Below are 25,400 nucleotides of genomic sequence, written 5' to 3' on the forward strand. Positions count from 1 at the left end.
GTTCGAAAATCTTTATCCTCAAAGATAAAAGCCGTTCCGGTAATAGGAACGGCTTTTATAAAAAGAATTTATTTATTTTTTCTTAGAAATGGGTTAAAACATCTTTTATGTAGAGACGCATAATTGCGTCTCCCACAGGACAAGCCACTTTGCATTGTTTAACCTCCTTAATCTGTAAACGAGAGACGTAATTATACGTCTCTACATTTAGAACCACCTCTTAGAACGCGTAAACCGCCGCTAACACAAACTGCGAAGCTTTATTGGTTGCTACACCGCTGCTGTTAACAAAAGGCGCGTAGAATTTATCGCTCTTTTTATCAAACCTCACCTCCGGTATCAGCGTTAGCGGACCGGCCTTAATATTTGAGGTTACGGTGATCGCTTTTACATCGCCGCCATCTTTTTTAACTTTAAAATACTCACCCCTTAAACCAAAGCTCACTATTTTTGAAACAGCATACTGCGGGTAAAGAGCAACACCTTCAAAACCGCCACCATCATGAGGAGCCGAGAAGGTGGCACCATTTAAGCCTAATTTAAAGGCATCGGTTATCTGATAGGCTGTTGTCAGGTCAAATTCTGTTCCGGAGTATGACCCGGTTAATACGTTCAGATAAGCAGTCCAGCCTTTAACCGGGGCAACCATCAATTGCGCGCCAAAGGTTGATACATCACCAGAGGTTGTAGCACCTTCACCTACAGACCTGTAAGAGTTATAGGCATTCCAGTAGTTATTAAATATACCGGCCATTAAGCTCACTTTATCAGAGAAAGCATAGGTAGCTTTTAAACCCGCGTTTTGGAACGGACCATTGGTGAACAGGTATGAAGTTGAATAGTTATAATTGCCCGTTGGCGCAATTACCTCATAACCCACAAAAGTTGCCATATAACCCGCTGTTAAATTAAACTGACTGGTAACATCATAGGAAACATACAGGTTTTGGATATGATAATTAGGGTTAGGGATTGACTGATCATTTCGCGGACCGAAAGACAATTCACCTACAAATGAAGCCTTGCCTACCTTTTTCTTCAAACCCAGGTCAATCATACCTATCGAAACCGAATTCTGATCTGATGCGAAACTGGTTGGTATATTGGCGTGTTTAGAAAAATCGTATTTATAGTATGCATCAACAGATCCGGTTATGGTCAGGGGTGGATCTGCCGCTGCTGTTTTTGTGGTGTCCTGTGCTTTCACCGTGAAAGCCGCGATAGAAAATAAACATAATAGTAAAGCTGTTTTTTTCATGATAACGATTTAATTGTTAATAAAATTGGGTTTGTTAATTTTTTGATTTAAAATATTGATATACAAATAGTTATTACCTTACAGGACCTTTTATTGTCGGCATAAAAAATCCCTGTGCAGTTGGCGATGCCATTGCATTAAAGCCACACACCAACCACACAAGGTATTACAAGACCCCGACCGGGAATCTTTTTGTTATTATTTATTCGTCGTCTTAAACTTCGGTAGTCGACTTAACCCCTTTGTCAAAAAGACCGCTTAAGCTGATCTCTTCTTCCTGGGCAGGGTAAACTTCGATACCGTGATCAAACACATCGATACCGCCTAAGCCAGCTTCGCCATGTTCTTCGATACGCAGTTTCCATGGATTTGGCAATTTATTGATGATAAACATCATAGCAAAGGTTACTATAAACACCGAAGCTGTAATAGCAAAGCTGCCGATGAATTGAGCCTTCAGTACACCAAAACCACCACCATAGAATAAACCTGCAACCGGAGCAGAGTTATCGGCACCTGTTGGCCCCGTGGCACCAAACTGACCAGAAGCGAATAAGCCTAATGATAAAGTACCCCAGATACCGCACAGACCGTGAACAGAAACCGCGCCAACCGGATCGTCAATGCGGAACCACTCGATCAGGTAAACACCAGCAAATATCACGAAGCCGGCAACCGCGCCTAATAAAATAGAGCCAAACGGACTTACCCAGTAGCATGGACAGGTAATAGCAACCAAACCGCCTAAAAATCCATTGATAGTAAAGGCCAGATCGAACTTGCCTTTTGTTGGGCCCCACCAAAGCGCGGCAAGCATAGCAGCAAAACCACCAGCGCAAGCAGCAAGGGTAGTATTAGCAGCAACACGGCCAATACCCTGCATATCCATTGCGCTTAAGGTTGAACCAGGGTTGAAACCATACCAGCCAAACCATAATATAAAACCACCTACGGCAGCAACTAATAAGTTATGACCTGCAGGCAATCCTCCTTTTTCTTTATCGTCACGTGCAAATATTCTGCCTAACCGAGGGCCTAATACCATAGCGCCAGCCAATGAGGCCACACCACCTATAGTATGTACCACGGTTGAACCTGCAAAGTCACGGAAAGGTTGAGCGGTTAAGTGAGCGAAAATCCCCGAAGTTCCCATGGTAGCCAGGAAACCATCCGGCCCCCATGCCCAGTGACCAATTATTGGGTAAATAAAACCTGTAATACCTATACTGTATAAAATATCGCCACGGAAACTGGTACGACCGATCATGGCACCAGAAACAATTGTTGAACAAGTATCGGCAAACGCATATTGGAAAATCCAGTGTGCCAAAAGCGGAATACCGGTTGAACCATAAGTAGCGGGCGTATTTTGTAAAAAGAACCAGTTAGTAATGGTTTTGCCGTCGGCGCCTAAGCCACCCCAGCCAATAAAGCCATTACCGTTACCAAACATAAAGGCATAACCTATTGCGTAAAACAATAACCCGCAAAGACATGTATCAAAAATACACTCCATTAAAACGTTAACCGTTTCTCTTTTACGGGCAAAGCCAGCTTCAAGCATCACAAAACCAGCCTGCATACCGAAAACCAAAAAGGCGGCCACCAGTGTCCATACCGTATTAACAGTATTGATCAGTGCCGTCTCGTGAGCGGTGTAAGTGTCGGCAGCGTGAGCAGATGTACCTAATATACCAGGTAAACTCATCATGGCCACCAATACCAACCCTAACCCAATCATTTTTCCTGTTAAAATGGTAGCTCCCAGCGCCCATTTTTCACGTGACAGTTGTCGGACTGCACTCAGGAGGTTGTGTTTTGTTGAACTTACTTTCATTTGTCTTTAATTTAGTTTGATTGTTTTTAAAAGTTTAATTTAGTTTGATTGTTTATTTAATTAAGCTTGATTGCAGGGTAAAAATCTACAAAAACCATCATCCCACCTCACAAATACTACCTTTTAACTATTTAATTATTGATAATTTTATAAAAAACTCAATAATTATGATGTTTCTGTAAATTATTTTCTGAAATTATGCAGTAATTTTAATAATAACAAATTTTTAACAAAAAAATAACGTTAAAAAATGCAATATTTACGAAAATTGTAAATCAAAACTAAAATTTAAGGTAAATTTTAATGATTTTGAAATTTTATTCATCTACAAATCAATTTAAATTCACACATTCAAAAAAAATGAAGAATTTTTTAGACAAAATTTGATTTTTTGAATATTTCAGAGCAAAAAACAAGAAAAAACAGCATAAAATTCAAATTTAAACTCAACTCAAGGCGCCAAATGAGTGCTTTTCTTAGAAATATTCAGAATTTAAGTTTTATTGACCAGGGCAATCACTTTTTAAAATTCATGTGTTTTTTATTAGCTCGAAAAGGGGGCGAAAGCTAAAAGGCGGAGGTTACGCCGAATTTATTCAGCATCTCACTCACAGATACACCGCCGCAACAGGCAAATTTTTGACCCGACAAGGGTGAATATCCTTAGGTATGCCCAAATAAATTCGGCATAACCTATTTTTTTATTGATTTTTCTATTCATTTACTTACTTATATCATATTTCCGCTAAATTTTGCACATATTTTAAAGGATAGTTCTATTTTTGAGAGTTGACCTTTATTTAAACCGTATATCTTATGTCTAACATCCGATTTAAAGCACTACAGGACGTCCTGGGCAGGACCATCCCGGAAGTGAAACCACCTTCTTCAAAAATTTCAGATTATTTTGGTGCCAATGTTTTCGATAAAAAGAAAATGAAGGAATACCTTTCAACAGAGGCCTATCAGGGAATCATTAACTCTATCGAAAAAGGTGAACCAATCCCGCGCGACCTGGCCGAGCAAATTGCCGCAGCTATGAAATCATGGGCGTTGGGTAAAGGAGCAACGCATTATACGCACTGGTTTCAACCGCTTACCGGCACTACCGCCGAAAAGCACGACGCTTTTTTTGAACCAACTGCCGATGGAGGCGCCATTGAGCGTTTCTCCGGTGATGCATTGGCGCAGCAAGAGCCAGATGCTTCAAGCTTTCCGAGCGGCGGCATCCGCAATACCTTTGAGGCCCGTGGTTATACCGCCTGGGATCCATCATCACCTGCATTTTTGATGGCCCGCACTTTATGTATACCTACCGTTTTTGTCTCCTACACCGGCGAGGCCCTGGATTATAAAGTACCATTATTAAAAGCATTAAGCGTTTTAGATAAAGCCGCTGTAGATGTTTGCCACTATTTTGATAAAGGCATCGAAAAGGTAAATGCGTCCTTAGGTATCGAGCAGGAATATTTCCTGGTTGATATTGCCTTATTTAATGCGCGTCCCGATCTGTATTTAACCGGCCGTACCCTGTTCGGTCACATATCGGCCAAAAACCAGCAATTGGAAGATCATTATTTTGGATCGATACCGGAGCGCGTGTATGCTTACATGCAGGATATGGAAGCCGAGGCCTTATTACTAGGTATACCTTTAAAAACCCGCCACAACGAGGTTGCACCTTCGCAGTTTGAGTGCGCCCCTATTTATGAAGAGATAAACCTGGCCATTGACCACAACCAATTATTAATGGACCTGATGGACCGTGTTGCCCGTCGCCACAATTTCAAAGTGTTGTTGCACGAAAAACCTTACGCCGGCATCAATGGTTCAGGTAAGCACAATAACTGGTCACTGATAACCAATACAGGTAAAAACCTGTTGTCGCCAGGTAAAACGCCTAAGAACAACCTCATGTTCCTCACCTTCTTTGTAAATACAATTAAAGCGGTTTATGAGCATGCAGATTTGTTAAGAGCGTCTATCGCTTCGGTAAATAATGATCACCGCTTAGGTGCTAATGAAGCCCCTCCGGCTATCATCTCTATTTTCCTGGGCAGCCAGCTGAATGATGTGCTGGACGAAATAGAAACTTCGAGGATCAGCAAAAAGATCAAAGAAGATAACTTGCTATGGCAGGGCATCCCTAAAATACCACAGATATTGCCCGATAATACCGACCGTAACCGTACCTCGCCTTTTGCCTTTACCGGTAATAAGTTTGAGCTGCGCGCCGTAGGGTCATCAGCAAACTCTGCCAGCCCGATGACGGTGTTGAATCTGATTGTGGCCGATCAGCTTAAAAAATTCAAGTATGATGTAGATAAGCTGATCAAAAAGGGCGAGAAAAAAGATGTGGCCCTGTTAATGGTGATCAAAAAATACATCAAAGAGTCGAAAAACATCCGCTTTGAGGGCAATGGCTACAGCGATGCATGGGAAAAAGAAGCAGAAGAAAGAGGCTTATCAAACATCAAAACTACGCCAAAAGCGCTGGATGCCATGTTATCCGAAAAAACAGATATCCTTTTTGCAGAAACTGGCATATTTACTCCTCGCGAAGCACATGCCCGTCACGAGATCTTGCTGGATGCTTTCTACAAGAAATTACAGATAGAGGCGCGCGTTATTGGCGAGCTGGTACTGAATGTGATCATTCCATCGGCTATTGCCTATCAATCTAAATTGATCGAGAACGTAAAAGGCCTCAAAGATCTTGGCCTAAGCGCCGATACCTACGCCGCCCAACTTGACATTATCACCAAAATAGCCGAACACGTGAACTTTATAAAAGCAAACGTGGAGCAAATGGTTGATGAACGCAAAAAAGCTAATGTGATAGAAGATATACGCCAACGTGCCATTGATTATGACGAAAAGGTTAAAACGTTCTTCCAGCCGATACGCTACCATGTAGATAAACTTGAGCAATTGATAGATGACACCCTTTGGCCACTACCAAAATTCAGGGAGCTGCTATTTATAAAGTAAATAAACACTAATTTTTTGAAGGAGTTGACTTAGGTCAGCTCCTTTTTGTTTAAAGTACATTGGATCAGCACGCGGCGACGACTCACCCTGTCATCGCTGCGCTCGACATCCCTCTCTTCGCCTACGGCGTAAAGAGGGAGTTTTTTGTCATCCTGAGGAACGAAGGATCTATTTTAAGATTGAAAAGTTCAATAATAGATGCTTCACTTCGTTGAGCATGACAGATCTATTTTTCCCTTCACCCTCTTTCCGCAGTAGGCGAAGAGAGGGTCGCCTAGCGAAGCGTAGGCGGGGTGAGTCGGTACCGGGCCCAATTCGCGCAATCCGTGTTTCATCGCATTCGTGCAATTCGCATAAATTCGTGACAATTAGTGTCAAAATCATTAGTTTTGCGCTATGGTTTCTTCACAACGTTATGATCAACGTGGCGTATCTGCCTCCAAGGATGATGTACACAATGCAATAAAAAATATCGACAAGGGTATTTTCCCACAAGCTTTCTGCAAAATTGTACCCGATATATTAACCGGCGACGAGGATTATTGCAATATTATGCATGCAGATGGTGCGGGCACCAAATCATCCTTAGCTTATACTTACTGGAAAGAAACCGGCGATATATCGGTATGGCGCGGTATTGCCCAGGATGCTATTATCATGAACCTTGACGACCTGCTTTGTGTTGGCGCAACGGATAATATCCTGCTGTCATCAACCATTGGCCGCAACAAAAATTTGATACCGGGCGAAGTGATCGCGGCCATCATCAACGGTACCGAAGAAATTCTGAGCGAGTTGCGTGAAGCTGGCATCGGCATCTACTCCACTGGCGGCGAAACCGCTGATGTGGGCGACCTGGTGCGTACCATCATTGTCGACTCCACCGTTACCTGCCGCATGAAACGCGAGGATGTGATATCAAACCACCGTATCCAACCCGGTGATGTGATTGTTGGCCTGGCCTCATACGGACAAGCCAGTTATGAAAAAGAATATAACGGCGGCATGGGCTCCAACGGTTTAACCTCGGCCCGTCATGATGTATTTAACAAAACCATAGCCGATAAATATCCCGAAAGTTACGATGCGGCCATTCCTTACGAATTGATCTTTAGCGGCAGTAAAAACCTGACTGATAAAATTGATATAGGCAACAACCAATCGGTAACAGCTGGCAAACTGGTATTGAGTGCTACCCGCACCTACGCCCCTATCATCAAAAAAATGCTCGATGCACATCGCGGCCGGATACATGGTATGGTACATTGCAGCGGCGGCGCGCAAACCAAGGTGCTGCACTTTATTGACAACCTGCATATCATCAAGGATAATCTTTTCCCTGTACCACCGCTATTTAAGCTCATCCACGAGGAATCAAAAACCAGCTGGCAGGAAATGTACAAAGTTTTCAATATGGGTCATCGTATGGAGCTTTATGTACCCCAGGAAATAGCGGCAGAACTCATAACCATATCCAAAAGCTTTGGTGTCGACGCGCAGGTTATCGGTCGCGTTGAAGCGGCTGATAGCAAAAAGGTGACGGTAACATCTGAGTTTGGGGTGTTTGAGTATTAAAAGCCGAGAAGCAAGATAATAAGAGTCAAGAATCAAGACAGAAAAATATCTGTATATAAAAACCTTGTTTCAATAGCCGCGTTTAAAGGCTGACAACTATTATTGTTTTTCTTGTATCTTGACTTCTTGGTTCTTGATTCCAAAAAACTCGCCTATGCTTAGGTTCCTGTCGGCACAATCAACTTTTAATCTTTGGGTGATATTTTTGACCGAGAACCTGTTGGTGACCGTATTAGCATTGTTGTTTGGCTGGCTGATACTCAAATTCAATCACAAACCTATCAAACCTGCTTCCCGCAAGGAGGTATTCATTTGTATTTTAACCAACGTAATTAATACAGCTATAACCTACGCCGGCTTTTGGTTATGGACACATGGTTATATTCTGCTCAGCTATACCACATCCTGGCGTATCGGTTTTGATTTTTTAGTTCTTTTTATGCTGATGGATCTGGCGATGTTTTTGTTTCATTACGCCATACATCGGTCAATATTATACAAAACCATCCACAAATTCCATCACCATTATGCCGATCCCATCCCCATTGATCTGTTTGTATTGCACCCGCTGGAAACGGTAGGCTTTGGCTGCTTATGGCTGGCCCTGCTCCTGTTGTTCAACTTTAATATTTATGCTGTTTTCATTTACCTGGTGGTGAATGTGTTTTTTGGCATCATGGGGCATTTGGGCATAGAACCTGTACCCGCAGGAATCCGGCGGATAGCGCCTTTTAAATATTTAGGTACATCATCTTTTCATCACCAGCATCATTTAAATATCAACCATAATTTTGGTTTTTATACCAATATCTGGGATAAGATTTTTAGAACTTATAAGGGATGATTTTGGGAGCAAAGATTTGGGGAACAAGGAGCAAGGGCTTTTGGATAAAGGATAAAGGATAAAGGATAAAGGATAAAGGATAAAGGATAAAGGATAAAGGATAAAGGATAAAGGATAAAGGATAAAGGATAAAGGATAAAGGATAAAGGATAAAGGATAAAACAAAAAGCCCGGCCAAATTGGCCGGGCTTTTTGTTTTATATTCCTGTTTCAGGAGAAACGATTAGTTAAATATGTATCTAACACCGATCTGAGCCTGGAAACGTGAGAACTGACTGATATCTGTTTTGTATGAATTAGTAACGGGTATCTGGTTGTTGGCATCAAGATAAGGGAACGAATAAGTTGCCTGAGTTGAACCATCTGCATTTTTTTGAGGGCCCATATATCTTAACACAGTTGTTGCACCATTGTTGAAACCACTGTACGATACTTGTTGATTACCCCAGTTACGGTTCAACAGGTTAGTAAAGTTAATTACGTCGAAAGTAAGTTCGAGTGTATTTTTAGTTTTACCTGCTTGTATGAAAAAGTCTTGTGCAAAGTGCAAGTCAACTCTTTTGTAGGTAGGTAATATCGCACCGTTTCTTTGAGCAAACTGACCTCTGTGCTGGCTCAGATAAGGATCCTGGTTGATGAAGTTATTCAACTGAGTCCAGATCTGATCTGCTGTACGGGTATCCTTGGTTCCATTTGCTGCTGTAGGCGCTGCAACCAGAATAAGATCACTCTTATTTTTAGGGATATACATCAAATCGTTGGTAGCACCATCCCCGTTAGGGTCGTTAGCAGTAATATATGATATAGCGCCGTTGTTAGCCGCTTCAAATACTAAACCAATGGTTGATGCAAAGTTTTTAGCATACTGTTTACGGTATGATACGGTTGCTATGATACGGTTTGGCTGTACATAAGAACTGTTTGACAGGTTATCCGCATTCGGGTTACCTGCAACATAACGGGTGTTCCAGATAGTTGCAGCGGTTGAACCACCATCGTTAACATCTTTTGATTTGGTGTAAGTATAAGCTACGCTGGCGGCAAAACCGTTGCTGAAGCTTTTTTGCAACTGACCGGTAATAAAGTATGAGAATCCTTTGTTGGTATTTCTCATATAATATAAACCATTGATGAATGGATTAGTGGCAGTGGTAGGATTAGCCGTTGTTGGAGCTGTAGTATTTTTTGAAGTATACTGAATTTGACCTTCTGGACCAGCCAAAGTGGTGTATGAGTCAGATAATACTAAGTTTTGGTGATAAATAGCCCGGATATCTTTTGTATAAGCACCTTCGATAGTACCGATAATACCGCCAGGTAATTTTTGGTCAACCGCTAAGTTGGTTCTCCAGATTTTTGGATATTTCAGGTTCGGGTCAGCAACGTCAAGCTCGTATGAGTTATTGGCTGCCGCATTAGCCGGACGATTCGCGTTAACATTTTGATTGAATAACAATCTTGGATCGCCAGGAGAGTTTTTCTGCGTAACGGTATATGAACCAAATAACAAACCGTTGTTTGATGCCTGGTTAGATATCCACACAAATGGTACCGGACCGGTAAACAAACCAGAACCACCACGTATTTGGGTAGACTGATCGCCATTTACATCCCAGTTAAAACCTACACGAGGTGAAAGCTGTACCCTATTTTTTGGCAGCTTAGAAACATCAACATGTGTACCACCCTGAAAAGTAAGGGCAGCAGCATTGCTGTTAGAAGCTAATGTAGTTGGGAATACGTTATAATCGGCTCTTAAACCATATGTTAATCTGAAGTTATCAGTTACATGGTATTTATCCTGTACATATACACTATAAATAGACGCTTTGATCTTAGCAAATGGGAACCCGCTGCCAACAGCCGAATAGCGGTAAGTATAAGCTTGTGCTGGCAATCCATTGATAAAGTCAGAAGCTGAATTATAAGTATATAAACCATTGTAATCTGGAGCAAAACCGTTAGTGTAGCTCTGGATCTGGTTACTCGTACCTATAGTGAACTCATGTTTACCAGAATAAATGGTAAAGTCATCAGCAAACTGCCAAATGTTGGTATTTAATAAGTTACCCGCAGTATAAAGCTCAGAACCAAAGCTGGTTGCTGTAGCACTTGCAGGAGAGGTAACAACGCCATTGGCATCAGAAGAACCATTACCTATATCAACCATTGGTAATGAACCATTACCCAGGAAATTACGGAAGTCCCTTAATGCAGAGTAACCCACAGTCAATTTGTTTGACATAGAGTTGCTGATGCGGCTATTTAACTCAACTATACCGATATTAAAGTTATTGTTGATAGTATAACCAGATCCGTAGAAAGGCAAAGTATTTGGACCAGGTGCGCGGGTGGTACCATAACCTACGGTGGTTATACCATCGCTGTTAGGGATACCCGAGTTACTGGCTGGCTGATCTTTAAATGATTTTAAGTAAAAATACTTAGCACTTAAAGTATTATTCTTATCAATATTCCAATCTAACTTCGCAGTTAACTTGTTGCTTGAAGTTCTGTAAACATAGTTTTCATAAGCTCCCGGATCATAACCATAGCTTGCCAGTTTTGCTTTGATAGCATCTAATGTGCTGGCTTGTACGTTTGATACGTTCGATCCGCTTAAACCCGGACGGCCTGCTACTAAAGCATTTGCCGGTGGCGCGCTAACTCTTTCCTGTTCACCTGATACAAATAAGAACAATTTATTTTTGATGATCGGACCACCTACAGCAACACCATCGGTATGGTAATCAAACGGAGTAATAGGCACATTGGTTGTACCTGCATGGTAACCTGTTAACCTGGTACCACGACCATAATAATAAGCAGTACCTTTTACCTGGTTAGTACCTGATTTTACTACGGTATTAACACCAGCGCCGGTAAAGTTACCCTGGCGTACGTCATAAGGGGCAATATCAACCTGAATCTGATCGATCGCGTCTAATGATATAGGCTGTGAACTGGCCTGGCCACCCAAAGTACTTGATAAACCAAAAGAGTTATTGAACAATGCACCGTCAACAGTTACGTTATTATAAGCTCCGCTACGGCCACCGAAACTATTAAAAGTACCGGTTGAGTTTGCAGAAGGTGTTAATTTGGTAAAATCCTGTAATGAACGGGCAACAGTTGGTAAGTTTTCAATTTGCTGACGGTTGATTGTTTCGCGCGCTCCGGTACGTGATGAGTTGATCACTTTACCTTGCGAACCGGTAATTACTACCTCTTTTAACGCAGTCAGATTATCCTCCAGTTTGGAATTGATCTTTTGATCCTGACCAATAGAAAGGGTAATACCTTCCTGAACAAAGTTTTTGTATCCAACAAAACTTACTTTAAAGGTGTACGGGCCACCTACTCTTAAGTTGGGGATATTATAACGCCCATCGGCACGGGTTACTGTTGAATACACAGTACCGGTAGGTTGGTGGGTGATGGTTACGGTAGCACCCGGAATTCCACCCTTGGCATCGGTTACAATACCGTTTACACTGGCTGTTGTTACACCCTGTGCAAAGGCATTCCTGTTAAGGAACATAAAACCGGCCAATAATAATAAAAGAAGTAAAGGCTTCCTCATAAATTGCTTTTTTAATTATACTTTGTGTTGATTAGCCGCAAAGATAAGTAATAGGCTGATTGTCAATGTTAATTTTATGTTAACAATTATTATATATTTTTCAACAGTTTCATTCGTACATAATATGAATCACAAGTAAACCGGTAGATATTATATAATATTTATAATAATTTACCGGGCTGGCCGGGTAAATAGCATCTGATTGTAAATAATAACGCGGGGCTCTCTGAGCCTTCTTATTCCATTTTTCCTTTTCAGCCCTTTTACTTAGCTTTGGGCCATTAAAATTAACGCCTGTGTGTAACAACACAGTTTAGCTTTAATCCGTACAAAGCGAAAATTTAAATTATACATCATTAAAATATGGATTACGATTTAATTGTTATAGGATCAGGCCCGGGTGGTTACGTAGCAGCAATCCGCGCTTCCCAACTTGGTTTAAAAACTGCTGTTATTGAAAAAGAATCAGTAGGCGGCATATGTCTTAACTGGGGTTGTATCCCCACTAAAGCCCTATTAAAAAGTGCCCAGGTATTTGAATACATCAACCACGCTTCTGATTATGGCATCAATGTAAATGGTACCGGCGAGGTTAATTTTGAATCGGTTATCAAACGCAGCCGTGGTGTTGCTGATGGCATGAGCAAAGGCATCCAGTTTTTGATGAAGAAAAACAAGATCGATGTAGTCGCCGGTTTTGGTAAATTAAAATCAAAAGGTGTTGTTGAAGTAAAAGCTACTGATGGCTCAACCAAACAGATCACCGCTAAACATATTATACTAGCTACTGGCGGCCGCTCACGCGAATTACCAAACCTGAAACAGGATGGCAAAAAAGTGATCGGTTACCGCGAGGCTATGTCATTACCCAAACAGCCAAAATCAATAGTGGTTGTAGGCTCTGGCGCTATCGGTATCGAATTTGCTTATTTCTATAACTCTATCGGCACTAAAGTTACCGTAGTAGAGTATTTGGATAACATCGTTCCGTTGGAGGATGAAGAAGTTTCAAAAGGATTGAACCGTATCCTGAAAAAACAAGGCATCAACATTATGACCAGCGCTAATGTGGAGTCTGTTGATACCAGCGGCGAGCTTTGCAAAGTAAACGTTAAAACCGCATCGGGTGTTGAGGTATTGGAAGCCGAGGTTGTATTATCAGCCGTGGGTATCTCTACCAATATCGAAGGCATCGGTTTAGAAGAAAACGGTGTTAAAACAGATAAAGGCAAAGTACTCGTTGATGATTTTTACCGCACCAATGTAGAAGGCGTTTATGCTATTGGCGATATTGTAAAAGGTCAGGCGCTGGCACACGTAGCCTCCGCCGAAGGCATCATCTGCGTAGAGAAAATTGCAGGTCACCACCCTGAGCCATTAAATTACAACAACCTTCCGGGTTGTACTTACTGCTCGCCCGAAGTTGCCTCTGTGGGTTATACCGAAAAAGCCGCTAAAGAAGCCGGTTACGAAATTAAAGTGGGTAAGTTCCCATTCTCGGCATCAGGTAAAGCCAGCGCAGCCGGTGCTAAAGATGGTTTTGTAAAACTGATATTTGATGCCAAATACGGCGAGTTCCTGGGCGCACACATGCTGGGTAATAACGTTACCGAACTGATTGCCGAAGTAGTTACCGCACGCAAGCTGGAAGCAACAGGTCATGAGATCATCAAATCGGTTCATCCGCACCCAACCATGAGCGAAGCTGTAATGGAAGCTGCCGCCGAAGCTTACGGCGAATGTATACATTTGTAAAATTCAAAAGTTAAAATTCAAAATTCAAAAGCCGGTTGCTTATATAGTTACCGGCTTTTGTTTTTATATCAACCGGAGTAGAGTTTTTGAATTTTGAATTTTTACTTTTGACTTACTATGAAACTCCACACAATAGATACCGGTTTTTTTAAGTTGGATGGCGGCGCCATGTTTGGCGTAGTACCCAAAACCATCTGGAACAAAACCAATCCTGCCGACGATAATAACCTCTGCACCTGGGCCATGCGCTGCCTGCTGGTAGAGGATGGTAAGCAACTGATATTGATCGATACCGGCATCGGCAATAAACAGGACGAAAAATTCTTCGGTCATTATTACCTGCATGGCACTGCCACTATTGACAGTTCGCTGGCAGCTCTTGGCTTTCATCGCGACGATATTACCGATGTATTTTTAACCCACCTGCATTTTGACCATGTTGGCGGCGCAGTGATACGTGATGGTGATAAGTTACTACCTGCCTTTAAGAATGCGGTTTATTGGAGCAATCCGCAACACTGGGAATGGGCGGTAAACCCCAACGAGCGCGAAAAAGCATCATTTCTGAAAGAGAACATACTGCCTATACAGCAAAGCGGCCAATTACAGTTTGTGGATAGTACAGATGGCATAAAATTCGCCGAAAACTTTCATATACGCTTTGTTTATGGCCACACCGATGCCATGATGCTGCCATTGATAGGTTATAAAGACAAAAAGATACTCTATATGGCCGATCTGCTGCCATCTGTTGGGCATCTGCCACTTCCCTACGTAATGGCCTATGACATGTTTCCGCTGAAAACGCTGGCCGAAAAGAAACTATTTTTAAATGAAGCCGTAGAACAGGAATATATATTGTATTTTGAACACGATCCCATTAATGAATGTTGTACATTGCAGCAAACGGAGAAAGGACCGAGGTTAAAAGATGCGTTTAAACTGAGTGATATTTAATAAGTGTTTTATGGATACCACAAAAACCATACCGCTTGCAGGTTTAAACAATTAATAATACAAAAATGAACAATTTGTTAACATTGCAATAGCTAACCACTCATAGTCAATTACTTATAAAAGCAATTAACGACGCGTTTTTTTTCAAAATACAATTTGCAATTATATTTTTTTAGAACAATTTTATAACTTTGCACGTTCTGTACTAAATAGAAAGTACCGAAGGTTTATTAAATAAATGAGACAACTCAAAATAACGCAATCCATTACCAATCGCGAGTCACAATCGCTGGACAAATATCTTCACGAGATTGGTAAAGTTGATCTGATAACTGCCGAAGAAGAAGTAATATTAGCTCAAAAAATACGCGAGGGCGACCAGGCCGCTTTGGAACGGTTAACCAAAACCAATTTACGCTTTGTGGTGTCTGTTGCTAAACAATATCAAAATCAGGGTTTAACGCTGGGCGATCTCATTAACGAAGGTAACCTCGGTTTGATCAAAGCCGCCAAACGTTTTGACGAAACCAAAGGTTTTAAATTCATCTCCTACGCGGTATGGTGGATCCGTCAATCAATCCTGCAGGCAATTGCCGAGCAATCACGTATTGTGCGTTTACCATTAAACCAGGTAGGTTCATTAAGTAAGATTAGTAAAGCGTTCTCCAAACTGGAGCAGGAATACGAGCGTGAGCCTTCACCGGAAGAACTGGCCGATATACTGGAAACTACTGTAGATAAGATCTCTGATACGCTGAGTAATTCAGGCAGACATGTATCTATGGATGCGCCGTTTGTACAGGGCGAGGAAAACACCCTTCTCGATGTACTCGAAAACCAGGAACCCAACACCGACTCCATCCTGATCAACGAATCGTTATCAGAAGAGATCAAACGGTCACTATCGACCTTAACCGAACGCGAACGTGAGATCATCGTATTGTTCTTCGGCCTGGGAACCAACCATCCGCTTTCATTGGAGGAAATAGGCGAGAAGTTTAATCTTACCCGTGAACGTGTACGCCAAATTAAGGATAAGGCACTACAACGTTTACGCCACACTTCCAGAAGCAAAATATTAAAATCATACCTGGGTTAATCTATAAACCCCGATCATATTGAAAAGCCATCAGTAATACTGGTGGCTTTTTTGTTTTGCCTCTTTATCAGGAGACACAAATATGCGTCTCTACAACACATTTCTTCCTGTAGAGACACATATTTGTGTCTCCATTTTACATCAAACAAACCCATCTCTTTCTGCGTTTTAAACCCATGCAACCCTCCCAGTATGAAAATCTTACAGCAGCCCAGGCCATCGCCTACCAGCATGAACTACGCAGGCAGATAGACCTTACACCGCTGAATAAACCTATCCAAACCATAGGTGGGGCCGACATCTCGTTCAATAAATACTCGGAGGTAGTATATGCCGGTATTGTACTGTTTAACTACCCCGAATTGAAAGTTATAGGCACAGCAACAGCTATCAGCAAAACTAAATTCCCTTATATCTCGGGCCTGCTGGCTTTTCGCGAAGTACCCGCTTTATTGGATGCATGGAACAAACTGCCCATAAAACCCGATATAATGGTTTTAGATGGCCAAGGCATTGCTCATGAGCGTCGAACTGGCATCGCCACACATTTTGGATTGATAACCAATACACCATCCATAGGCAGCGCTAAAAGTCGCCTTACCGGGCGTTATGACGAACCCGGCAACAATCCATTTGATCAAAGCCTCATGTATGATAAAGGCGAAGTCATCGGCATCGCGCTGCGCAGCAAATCCAATTGCAATCCCATTTATATTTCGCCCGGCCACCGGCTAAGCATGAAGCAGAGTGTGGAGATCATCAAAAACTGCATCCGCGGTTACCGCATCCCCGAACCAACCCGCCAGGCACATCTCCTGGTAAATAAAATACGCGTTGACGACGGCGACAACAATAATCGGCAGATTAATCTGTTTGATTAGCTGTTACCTATCTATTATCGCATTGAAACGTTTAAGCATTATTACTTTCCAGTTTTACCGCTTGCTCCTGCTGTATAATATAGCATTTACTATATTGGCGCTATTTCTTTTGCTTTTCAATGCGGCCTCTCTAAATGCCGGAACCTTTGTGTTTGCCAAGGTAATTGGGTTCACATGCGCCGTAGCCCTTCATTATTTTTCGGCCAAGGAGAATTACTTTTATTTCCGCAATGCGGGCTATGGCATGAGGCGTATGTTCGTGAGTGCTTTCGCTATTGATCTTTCTATCTGTATATCATTGATCACCATAACTAAAATCATATTATATGCAGGCCTCTATCTTAAAGGTTGACAGCATACAGCTCGAATTTGATGGTCGAAAAATCCTGCAGGATATTTACCTCGACTGTAAGCAGGGGGAGATCGTGGGCTTGTTGGGCCGCAATGGTTGCGGAAAATCGTCATTGCTACGTATCATATTCGGTATTTTAACGCCTGGCTTTAAACATGTAAGTATTAACGGCCAGTACATAGCCAAAGGTTATCATCAAACCCGGATAGCCTATCTGCCTCAGCATAATTACCTGCCACACGGCATTCCGATAACAAAATTGGCCAAAAATTTTATCGACCCGATTTTCTGGGACGAATTCAGCAGCCTGGATATCTATAAAGGCCATTTTAATAAAACAGTAGGTCAGCTCTCAGGCGGCGAACTCCGCCAACTGGAAACCTTGATGATCATTTACAACAAGGCCGATTTTATCCTGCTCGACGAACCTTTCACACACATCTCACCCATACAGGCCGAACTGTTTAAACCCATCATCAAAAGATGCGCAAGGCACAAAGGTTTTATCATTACAGATCACCAGTACCGCAACATTATCGATATAAGCGATAGGATCATCCTCATCAGCGAGGGCAGCACCAAACATGTTAAAAGCAAGGATGATCTGATTACCTGGGGCTATGTGAGTCACTTAGATTGATGTTTCAGTCATAAAATAATCATCTGGGAATCGAATATAATTGCCGATATTCCGTTATGTTGATGTGATTTAATATTCACATAATAAAAAAGTAATTTAGCTTCACCAGAACATTTTTTTATGACCATCCCCATATACCAGGCCGACGCGTTTACCGATAAATTATTTGGCGGTAATCCCGCGGCTATTTGTCCGCTTACCAAATGGCTACCCGATGATGTGATGCAAAAAATAGCCATCGAAAATAACCTGGCCGAAACCGCTTTTTTTGTAAAAACGACTACCGGTTACAAACTACGTTGGTTTACCCCCGAATATGAGATTGATCTTTGCGGTCATGCTACCCTAGCATCGGCACATATACTGTTTACCGAACTGGGGTTCGCAGGTGACACCCTTCATTTTGAAACGGTAAAAGCAGGTACATTGATCGTAAAAAAAGATGGCGACAAATATACCATGGATTTCCCTTCGAGGCCACCAATCCCTATCGAACAACCCATGGGACTGGCCGAAGCCCTGGGCGATAAGCAACCTGTTGCCTTTTTACGCTCACGAGATTACTTCCTGGTTTATGAAAGCGAACAGGATATCAAAGACATTACCCCCGATTTTTTTGCACTCTCCAAAATGGATACCGTTGGGGTAATTGTAACCGCCCGCGGTGATAACTCCGATTTTGTATCGCGCTTTTTTGCCCCCGGCGCTGGCATTCCCGAAGATCCGGTAACCGGTTCGGCACATTGCAACCTGATACCTTACTGGGCAAAAGTGCTGGGCAAAAATACCCTGCACGCCTACCAGATCTCGGCCCGCCGCGGCGAACTATGGTGCGAACTCAAAGGAGACCGCGTACAAATGAGCGGCAAAGCGATGACTTACTTAAAAGGAGAGATAAGCGTTGTTCATTAGTTCATTGGTTCATTAAGAAAACTTCATATCGTTTAAATATTGTTTGTCATCCTGAGAAACGAAGGATCTATTTATAGTCATGCCTGTTGCACATTAGATTCTTCGTTCATCAGAATGACAACGTTTTTAAATATCTTTTTCTTCTCCCCCGTCAGCAGAACGGCTTCGGGCGAAAGCGGGCAGAACAATGGTGGCCTGTGCAGCTGTAAGGGCATTAGCAATTTTGCCTGAAGCGGGGATATGAGCGAACGAAGTAGCGGCAAAATTAAGCAGCCCGTGGTTCTGCCAGGTTTGCAGGGCAAAGGCAATGAGCGCACAGAAGCATTTCTGCTGACAGCCTTTTTGGTTACTTTTGTGGCGACAAAAGTAACTGGCCCTCCCGCGGCCAAGAGCGGATATGCGCCACGCTCCCACCCAAACTTTCCGTCTTTCTGACTTTCGGTCTATATCCCTCAAAAAAAGTTTAATAAAATCATTTTTTTATGATTACTTTGAAGGTTCGATCTTTTATACGGACACAATAATATAAATGCAGCTTACCCGCTTAGAAATCAAGGGCTTTAAAAGTTTTGGAGATAAGATCACCATTAATTTTAATGAGGGTGTAACTGCTATTGTGGGGCCAAATGGCTGCGGAAAATCAAATGTGGTCGACTCGATACGCTGGGTTTTAGGCGAACAAAGCACCCGGATGCTCCGGTCCGAGAAGATGGACAACGTTATTTTTAACGGAACCAAGAGTCGCAAATCCGCCAATCTGGCCGAGGTTTCCCTCACTTTTGATAATACCAAGAACGTACTGCCTACTGATTATTCGCAGGTTACCTTAACCCGCAAGCTATACCGCACCGGCGAAAGCGAATACCGTCTGAATGATGTTCAGTGCCGCCTCAAAGATATTACAGATCTTTTCCTGGATACAGGCATCGGGTCCGACTCCTACTCCATCATCGAGCTGCGGATGATCGACGAGATCATTACCAATAAGGAAGGCTCGCGCCGTAACCTGTTTGAAGAAGCATCGGGCATATCCAAATACAAGCTTCGTAAAAAGCAAACTTTTAGTAAGCTTAAAGATACCGAGGCCGATCTGGAACGTGTGGAGGATCTGTTATTCGAGATCGAGAAGAACTTGAAAACGCTGGAGAACCAGGCTAAAAAAACCGAACGCTACTACCGCATCAAGGAGCAGTATAAAACGCTCAGCATTATGTTGGCTTCGTTCCGCATTGTATCGTTCAGCGAGTCGTTAAAGAAAATTGAAGACCAGGAGCAACAGCAAAAAGCCGAAAAAGGCGGTATTGTTGCCCAGATAGATACTTTGGAGGCCGCTCTGCAGCAACAAAAGCTGGATAGCATCACCAAAGAAAAAAACCTGTCGGTTCAGCAAAAGACCACCAATGAGTTTGTATCCAAGATCCGTGCTTATGAAAGCGAGAAAAAGATCAAGAACGAGCAGCTCAAATTTCAGCAGGATAAGGAAGCCCGTTTAAGTGAAGAACTGGAACGCGATAAAAACCAGCTAAACCACGTACTGTACAACATCAAGCGCCTGAGCGAGGAAAAAGCTATTGAAGATGAAAACCTACAAGCCATACAAAGCAAAGTAACCGACCTGAAAGAAGCGGTTGATGAACTGCGGCAGCAGCAAACCGAAGCCCGCAACGAACTTAACGAGCTTACCAATATCAATACCCGGTTACAAAACCAGGCTTACAAAGCCGAAAAGGATATTGATATTTTGCAGATTCAGCAACAGGCCCTGGAACAGGAAAGCCAGCGTAACATGGAGGACACCACCAATAAGGAGGTGGAACTTTCGCACTTTAACCAGGTGGTTGCCGAACTGCAAACCCGCAAGGAAACGCTGGATGATGAATATCAGGCATCTTTAGAGGCAGAAAATAAGCTTAAAGAACAAATCGCGGCAACTGATACCGAGCTTACCGAGATAAAGGATACCATTATTAAGGAGAGTCGTAAGCTCGACGCCAAGCAAAACGAATACAACCTCACCAAAAGTATGGTCGACAACCTGGAAGGTTTCCCGGAGTCGATCCGATTTTTGAAAAAAAATACCGACTGGGCCAAAAACGCGCCGCTGTTCAGCGATGTGTTGTTTTGCCGCGAGGAGTTCCGTGTAGCCATTGAAAACTATCTGGAACCCCTGATGAACCATTATGTGGTGGAGAGCTATGACGAGGCTATAAAGGCCATCAATTTACTCAGCACCGCGTCAAGAGGAAGGGCGCATTTCTTTATCCTGGAAAATTACAGCGAAACCAAGCCAACCGAACCCGCGTTTGAAAACGCCGGCGCAGTATCGGCGCTCAAAGTGATCGAGGTGGATAAGCGTTATACCAACCTGTGTAACCATTTATTAAAAAATGTGTACCTGGTTGACGACGATAAAGACCAGCAGATCAACAACGCGCAATTACCCGAGGGCGTGGTATTGATCGGTAAAAGCGGCAAGTTCAACAAATCAAAATATACCATGGCCGGTGGTTCGGTAGGTTTGTTTGAAGGTAAAAGGATAGGCAGGGCCAAAAACCTCGAGAACCTGGCCAAGGAGATCAAAGGGATCGAGAACCAGGTGAACGGCTTAAAAACCCGCGTGGATGACCTGCAAAGCAAACTGGCAGCTCTCAAAGCATCCACCAAAACCGCTGAGCTGAATGAGCAGCAAATGATCATCAACCGTTTAAATACGGAGCTCATTACGGTTAAAACCCGGCAGGAACAATACCAAACCTTCATTGAAAACAGTCTGAACCGTAAGGAAGATATCGCCCGCAAAATAGCCACTATTACAGAGGAGATGCAAAACCTGCACCCCCTGTTAGCCGAGCTGAAAACGCAAAAGCAAATTCAAAACGACCTGCTTGTTGAAAAACAGGCGGCGTTTAACGAGCTGAACGAGTATGTTTCGGTACAGTCAAACGCTTATAACCAGGAGAATATCCGTTTCCATCAACAGCAAAATAAGGTATCGGGCCTGGTAAAAGATCTGGATTACCGCGATACCCAGCAGGAAAGCCTTGAAAGCCGTATCAAGCAAAACAGTGCTGAATTTGAAAATGTAAAAATAGCCATACAGGAAAACCTGAAACAGGCCGATAACTCTGACGAGGGTCTGCTGGAAATGTATGAGCAAAAGGAGGCACTGGAAAAAGCCACTCAACAAGCCGAACAGGAATACTACCAATGGCGCGGCGTCATCACCGAAAACGAGAACGAAATAACCGCCCTGCGCCGCAAAAAAGATAACAGCGAGGTTATAGAGAACGAACTGCGCGAGGAACGCAACAACCTTAAACTGGAACTGAACGCCCTGAAAGAGCGCCTTTCTGTAGAGTTTAATATCGATATTGAAGAACTGCCTGAAACCGAAACCCCGGTTGACGAAAGCGAGCATGACCTGCGCGAAAAGGCTGAAAAACTGAAACGCCAGCTGGATGATTTCGGCGCCATTAACCCTATGGCGGTAGAGGCTTATAACGAAATGAATGAGCGCTATACCTTCATCCAGGCACAAAAGAAGGATCTGAGCGAAGCTAAGGCCTCTTTACTGGCCACCATACAGGAGATTGATGATACCGCCAAAGAGAAGTTCATGACGGCCTTTATCATGGTGCGCGAAAACTTTATTAAAGTATTCCGTTCGTTGTTTAATGAAGAGGATTCCTGCGATCTGGTGCTGACAGACCCTGATCATCCACTGGAATCAGACATCGATATTATTGCCAAGCCAAAGGGCAAACGCCCATTGTCTATCAACCAGCTATCAGGTGGTGAAAAAACATTGACCGCTACAGCCATCCTGTTCTCACTTTACCTGTTGAAGCCAGCCCCCTTCTGTATTTTTGATGAGGTTGACGCACCGCTGGATGATACTAATATTGACAAGTTCAATAATATTATCCGTACATTCTCCAAAGATTCGCAGTTCATCATCGTATCCCATAACAAAAGAACCATAGCCAGCACCGATGTAATTTACGGGGTGACTATGGTTGAACAAGGTATCTCGCGCGTTGTTCCCGTGGATCTGCGGGAACTTGCTGATTAAATTCAGTATTTATTTCTTTCCTTTTAACGTCAGGAACATGGAGCTTTTAAGGAGCGGCTGTGCCTTCACAGCAAGCACCCTTCGCTGGTAATCGCTCATGGTTATAGCATTGGTTGATAAGCTCTGAACCTTTAAGGTTGTACTTGCCGGATAAGCTCCGTTTTCGATATAACCTATGGCCTGGGCTAATAAAGTTTCATTGGTGTCGCCAAAATCATTCTGAATATTTTCTAATATCCGCTTACCCTGAAATGTTCCACCGCCTGATAAGCTGCCAACAGGTGGCATACCGGTATAATAACCGCCTTCGTTGTTTGAATTTTTTGTTTCAAACTCAGGTGTATAAAAATAATAGCCGTTAACTTTAAGATCTGACAAAAAACCAACCGGTTTACCAAAAGTGGTGTCACCAACTAACTGAACATTCATTTTAGGTCGCAGGTTATTGATGGTAAGCTCACTGGCCGATGCCGTATTACCCGTTACCAGAAAGAAAACGCGATTGATATTTAAAGGTCCTTTTTTTGCAAATTTTTCTATTTGCGCGGCGTTAGTTGGCTTAAAATACCCGGTAGGGAAAGGACCCAGTTTTTTCTGTATGATAGGATATTTATCATTTTGCATGTTGGCTGTCCAATAAGTGGTATTCATTACGCTGCCGGTTGCGCTTGACGGCGCTATAAGATTGGTGAGGTAAATACTCATATCCACATCACCCCCGCCGTTATAACGCAGATCAACAATCAGGTCGGTCACATTTTTACTGGCAAAAGCATTAAAAACAGAATCAAGCCTGGCCTGTACATCTGGATTTTTGTCCAAAGTCACAAAACTGTTAAACACCATATAGCCCGCTGTTTTACCCCCTTTAAGGGCGTAAGTATTGGTATAAACAACCGGGTTAACTGTATAACTTTTGGCGTTTATGGTAACCGTTTTTTCGGTACCATTTGCCTTACGGATCTGAAGCGTTATTGTACTGCCGTTATTCACCGCGTTGCTTACAAATTTGTAGCCTGCATCATTAGCCGGGTCTTTAAGATTGGTAATGTAAATACTATTACCAGTTTGACCATTGATCCCGATAATCTGATCGCTTCGTTGCAAACCAGCTGAAGCCGCTGGCGAGCCCGGATAAACCAGGCTTACCCTGATTACGTTGGCGTAAGTATAAAAGTAATTGAAACCAAAATCGCCTTTTACAGCATTTAACTCACCATTAATGGTACCATCATCAATAAATGAATATTTGGAGCTGCCAGGGTTAAACGGATCATACTCATAAGGCAGGTTATGATCTGCCGGGTTTGCTGATAATTGGGTATAATGATCAATCTCGTCACTATAATTAAGCAGATCCGTGCTCTGCCTGGTATACTTCCTCGGATTAAAATCATTATAGGAGGGCAATGAATTATTCCAGTAATAATCCTCCTGGGCTATCATGTAAATGGAGTCCTGGGTGAGCTGGAGTTTAGTAGCATCGGTATTATTAGGTCCGTTGTTCGGGCTACTTTTTTTACAAGCCGAAACAACAATTGCGCAGGAAAAAAGTATTGGGTAAAATAATTTTTTCATATAGGATCAGTTTATTTAAATGCTTAACGCCATATAACCAACTATGTTACGCAGGCTTATAAAAATTTGTCGATATTAATATAGTCTATTCCTACGGCTTCGGCACATATCCTGTCCACTTCAGAATTTTCTATCATGATAATATCCCTTCTTTGTAAACTATGGTCTTGCATAAGCAGGTGCAAAACATCAGGTTCGGGTTTTGGGGCCGTTTCTTCGGCAAAATAGCAGGCCAGGTATTTTTCCAACCCGTGCCACTCTGTTTGTTTAATTTTATTTACCTGCTGTTCAATGTTTCCATTGGTTACAATGAACAGCTTTTTACGATCAACAACAATTTCCTGCATCAGCGTCAGCATATTCTGATACAGCAACAACTTCAATGGCAGCTTGGCGGTGATCAGCAGGTTTTCAAATTTATCCCTATATTTTTCAGCAATGGGGAAAGCTTCGGCTACTTGATTAAAAACCGCGTCCTTGCCTATAGTTGTATACGCATCAACCATGATATCGGTTGTCTGTTTCGCGTCAACTAATTCGGTATATTCCAATAAATTGGCAAACAGGTAATAAACCTGGTATAAATAATCTTTTTCGGGATACAGTACGTTATCCAATTCAAAAATAAAAGCGCTCTTGCGCCCGTCGATGTCCCTATAGTTCATTGGTTCATTAGTTCATTGGTCAACCTCACCCCAACCCTCTACAAAGGAGAGGGCTTCAAAATATTTTTTTGATGTTTCCCCTTTTGGGGGAGATTTAGAGGGGGCTACTCCACCAGTATCTTTATATTGTATTCATTAAACAATGTTTCGGCTTTCATCAACAGATCAATTTCCAATTGCCGAAACAGGTAAAGCGTTTCCACCCCCATATCCAGGCATAAGGTAAGCATTTCATGCGTATAACTTGCCGATTTTGGATCGGGCAAACGGATGAGTTTACCGGGTTTCAGCATAAAATCGGGCAGATCCATGTGATCGCCCATAATTACATCATCACTATTCAGCAGGTTTTTCAGTTTATAGGCCGGTGCAGAATTGGCCGCGGTTATCAGTATACTCAC

Annotated in this window: 18 protein-coding genes; 11 read left to right on the forward strand and 7 right to left on the reverse strand. The window is 42.6% G+C overall.

Annotation, left to right across the window (positions count from 1 at the left end):
* Window positions 1-220: 220 nt before the first annotated feature.
* On the reverse strand, window positions 221-1,258 hold the full coding sequence (locus ACTJKG_RS11315; protein WP_440739258.1) for a porin: 1,038 nt from the start codon (window positions 1,256-1,258) through the stop codon (window positions 221-223).
* A 214-nt stretch (window positions 1,259-1,472) separates the two neighbouring features.
* Window positions 1,473-3,095, reverse strand: a complete 1,623-nt coding sequence (locus tag ACTJKG_RS11320; RefSeq protein WP_172334747.1) for an ammonium transporter — start codon at window positions 3,093-3,095, stop codon at window positions 1,473-1,475.
* An 816-nt stretch (window positions 3,096-3,911) separates the two neighbouring features.
* Between ACTJKG_RS11320 and ACTJKG_RS11325 the strand changes: the two genes are divergently transcribed.
* The 3 genes from ACTJKG_RS11325 to ACTJKG_RS11335 all read left to right on the forward strand — a co-directional run bounded on the left by ACTJKG_RS11325 (window position 3,912) and on the right by ACTJKG_RS11335 (window position 8,505).
* Window positions 3,912-6,086 (forward strand): glutamine synthetase III family protein, encoded by a 2,175-nt coding sequence (locus ACTJKG_RS11325; RefSeq protein ID WP_172334748.1) that lies wholly within the window; start codon window positions 3,912-3,914, stop codon window positions 6,084-6,086.
* A gap of 396 nt (window positions 6,087-6,482) precedes the next feature.
* Window positions 6,483-7,661: an AIR synthase related protein gene (locus tag ACTJKG_RS11330; protein WP_440739259.1), complete on the forward strand. Its 1,179-nt coding sequence runs from the start codon at window positions 6,483-6,485 to the stop codon at window positions 7,659-7,661.
* Window positions 7,662-7,815: 154 nt separating this feature from the next.
* Window positions 7,816-8,505, forward strand: coding sequence for a sterol desaturase family protein (locus tag ACTJKG_RS11335; protein WP_440739260.1), 690 nt, complete (start codon window positions 7,816-7,818; stop codon window positions 8,503-8,505).
* Between the two features lie 223 nt (window positions 8,506-8,728).
* Here ACTJKG_RS11335 and ACTJKG_RS11340 read toward each other — a convergent pair whose 3' ends face one another.
* Window positions 8,729-12,088, reverse strand: coding sequence for a carboxypeptidase regulatory-like domain-containing protein (locus ACTJKG_RS11340; RefSeq protein ID WP_440739261.1), 3,360 nt, complete (start codon window positions 12,086-12,088; stop codon window positions 8,729-8,731).
* A gap of 363 nt (window positions 12,089-12,451) precedes the next feature.
* Between ACTJKG_RS11340 and lpdA the strand changes: the two genes are divergently transcribed.
* The 7 genes from lpdA (at window position 12,452) to ACTJKG_RS11375 (ending at window position 18,684) form a co-directional block, all read left to right on the forward strand.
* Window positions 12,452-13,843, forward strand: coding sequence for a dihydrolipoyl dehydrogenase (gene lpdA, locus ACTJKG_RS11345; protein WP_440739262.1), 1,392 nt, complete (start codon window positions 12,452-12,454; stop codon window positions 13,841-13,843).
* Window positions 13,844-13,960: 117 nt separating this feature from the next.
* Window positions 13,961-14,800, forward strand: coding sequence for an MBL fold metallo-hydrolase (locus ACTJKG_RS11350; RefSeq protein WP_440739263.1), 840 nt, complete (start codon window positions 13,961-13,963; stop codon window positions 14,798-14,800).
* Window positions 14,801-15,038: 238 nt separating this feature from the next.
* Entirely contained in the window at window positions 15,039-15,899 is an 861-nt protein-coding gene (locus ACTJKG_RS11355; protein WP_090466905.1) for a sigma-70 family RNA polymerase sigma factor, read from the forward strand.
* 176 nt (window positions 15,900-16,075) lie between these two features.
* Window positions 16,076-16,780 carry a deoxyribonuclease V gene (gene nfi, locus ACTJKG_RS11360; RefSeq protein WP_440739264.1) on the forward strand — a complete coding sequence of 235 codons (705 nt, stop codon included), beginning with the start codon at window positions 16,076-16,078 and terminating at the stop codon, window positions 16,778-16,780.
* The gene (locus tag ACTJKG_RS11365) at window positions 16,773-17,132 is read left to right on the forward strand and encodes a hypothetical protein (protein ID WP_440739265.1); all 360 of its coding nucleotides are present in this window, start codon (window positions 16,773-16,775) and stop codon (window positions 17,130-17,132) included. The genes nfi and ACTJKG_RS11365 overlap by 8 nt, the downstream gene beginning before the upstream one ends.
* On the forward strand, window positions 17,107-17,772 hold the full coding sequence (locus ACTJKG_RS11370; RefSeq protein ID WP_172334756.1) for an ATP-binding cassette domain-containing protein: 666 nt from the start codon (window positions 17,107-17,109) through the stop codon (window positions 17,770-17,772). Before ACTJKG_RS11365 ends, ACTJKG_RS11370 begins: the two co-directional genes overlap by 26 nt.
* Window positions 17,773-17,892: 120 nt before the next feature.
* Window positions 17,893-18,684 (forward strand): PhzF family phenazine biosynthesis protein, encoded by a 792-nt coding sequence (locus ACTJKG_RS11375; RefSeq protein ID WP_172334757.1) that lies wholly within the window; start codon window positions 17,893-17,895, stop codon window positions 18,682-18,684.
* 126 nt (window positions 18,685-18,810) lie between these two features.
* Here the strand turns inward: ACTJKG_RS11375 and ACTJKG_RS11380 are convergent, their stop codons facing one another.
* Window positions 18,811-19,140: a hypothetical protein gene (locus ACTJKG_RS11380; RefSeq protein ID WP_440739266.1), complete on the reverse strand. Its 330-nt coding sequence runs from the start codon at window positions 19,138-19,140 to the stop codon at window positions 18,811-18,813.
* Between the two features lie 73 nt (window positions 19,141-19,213).
* On the opposite strand from ACTJKG_RS11380, the gene smc reads away from it, so the two are divergent.
* Window positions 19,214-22,756 carry a chromosome segregation protein SMC gene (gene smc / locus ACTJKG_RS11385; RefSeq protein ID WP_172334759.1) on the forward strand — a complete coding sequence of 1,181 codons (3,543 nt, stop codon included), beginning with the start codon at window positions 19,214-19,216 and terminating at the stop codon, window positions 22,754-22,756.
* A 9-nt stretch (window positions 22,757-22,765) separates the two neighbouring features.
* Here the strand turns inward: smc and ACTJKG_RS11390 are convergent, their stop codons facing one another.
* The 3 genes from ACTJKG_RS11390 to ACTJKG_RS11400 form a co-directional block, all read right to left on the reverse strand.
* The gene (locus ACTJKG_RS11390) at window positions 22,766-24,334 is read right to left on the reverse strand and encodes a S41 family peptidase (protein ID WP_440739267.1); all 1,569 of its coding nucleotides are present in this window, start codon (window positions 24,332-24,334) and stop codon (window positions 22,766-22,768) included.
* Between the two features lie 56 nt (window positions 24,335-24,390).
* Window positions 24,391-24,999, reverse strand: a complete 609-nt coding sequence (locus ACTJKG_RS11395) for an HAD family hydrolase (protein ID WP_172334761.1) — start codon at window positions 24,997-24,999, stop codon at window positions 24,391-24,393.
* A gap of 104 nt (window positions 25,000-25,103) precedes the next feature.
* Complete coding sequence (locus ACTJKG_RS11400) at window positions 25,104-25,400, reverse strand: hypothetical protein (RefSeq protein WP_172334762.1); 297 nt, start codon at window positions 25,398-25,400, stop codon at window positions 25,104-25,106.

Origin of the sequence: Mucilaginibacter sp. 22184 (assembly GCF_052045695.1) — a bacterium.
GTDB lineage: Bacteria > Bacteroidota > Bacteroidia > Sphingobacteriales > Sphingobacteriaceae > Mucilaginibacter.

What these genes read in the sequence shown, in the direction of transcription:
- ACTJKG_RS11350 (WP_440739263.1), top strand. Translation starts at nt 13,961, where the DNA reads ATGAAACTCCACACAATAGATACCGGTTTTTTTAAGTTGGATGGCGGC.
- ACTJKG_RS11325 (WP_172334748.1), top strand. Translation starts at nt 3,912, where the DNA reads ATGTCTAACATCCGATTTAAAGCACTACAGGACGTCCTGGGCAGGACC.
- ACTJKG_RS11370 (WP_172334756.1), top strand. Translation starts at nt 17,107, where the DNA reads ATGCAGGCCTCTATCTTAAAGGTTGACAGCATACAGCTCGAATTTGAT.
- ACTJKG_RS11390 (WP_440739267.1), bottom strand. Translation starts at nt 24,334, where the DNA reads ATGAAAAAATTATTTTACCCAATACTTTTTTCCTGCGCAATTGTTGTT.
- smc (WP_172334759.1), top strand. Translation starts at nt 19,214, where the DNA reads ATGCAGCTTACCCGCTTAGAAATCAAGGGCTTTAAAAGTTTTGGAGAT.
- ACTJKG_RS11315 (WP_440739258.1), bottom strand. Translation starts at nt 1,258, where the DNA reads ATGAAAAAAACAGCTTTACTATTATGTTTATTTTCTATCGCGGCTTTC.
- ACTJKG_RS11320 (WP_172334747.1), bottom strand. Translation starts at nt 3,095, where the DNA reads ATGAAAGTAAGTTCAACAAAACACAACCTCCTGAGTGCAGTCCGACAA.
- lpdA (WP_440739262.1), top strand. Translation starts at nt 12,452, where the DNA reads ATGGATTACGATTTAATTGTTATAGGATCAGGCCCGGGTGGTTACGTA.
- ACTJKG_RS11355 (WP_090466905.1), top strand. Translation starts at nt 15,039, where the DNA reads ATGAGACAACTCAAAATAACGCAATCCATTACCAATCGCGAGTCACAA.
- ACTJKG_RS11335 (WP_440739260.1), top strand. Translation starts at nt 7,816, where the DNA reads ATGCTTAGGTTCCTGTCGGCACAATCAACTTTTAATCTTTGGGTGATA.
- ACTJKG_RS11340 (WP_440739261.1), bottom strand. Translation starts at nt 12,088, where the DNA reads ATGAGGAAGCCTTTACTTCTTTTATTATTATTGGCCGGTTTTATGTTC.
- nfi (WP_440739264.1), top strand. Translation starts at nt 16,076, where the DNA reads ATGCAACCCTCCCAGTATGAAAATCTTACAGCAGCCCAGGCCATCGCC.
- ACTJKG_RS11375 (WP_172334757.1), top strand. Translation starts at nt 17,893, where the DNA reads ATGACCATCCCCATATACCAGGCCGACGCGTTTACCGATAAATTATTT.
- ACTJKG_RS11330 (WP_440739259.1), top strand. Translation starts at nt 6,483, where the DNA reads ATGGTTTCTTCACAACGTTATGATCAACGTGGCGTATCTGCCTCCAAG.
- ACTJKG_RS11395 (WP_172334761.1), bottom strand. Translation starts at nt 24,999, where the DNA reads ATGAACTATAGGGACATCGACGGGCGCAAGAGCGCTTTTATTTTTGAA.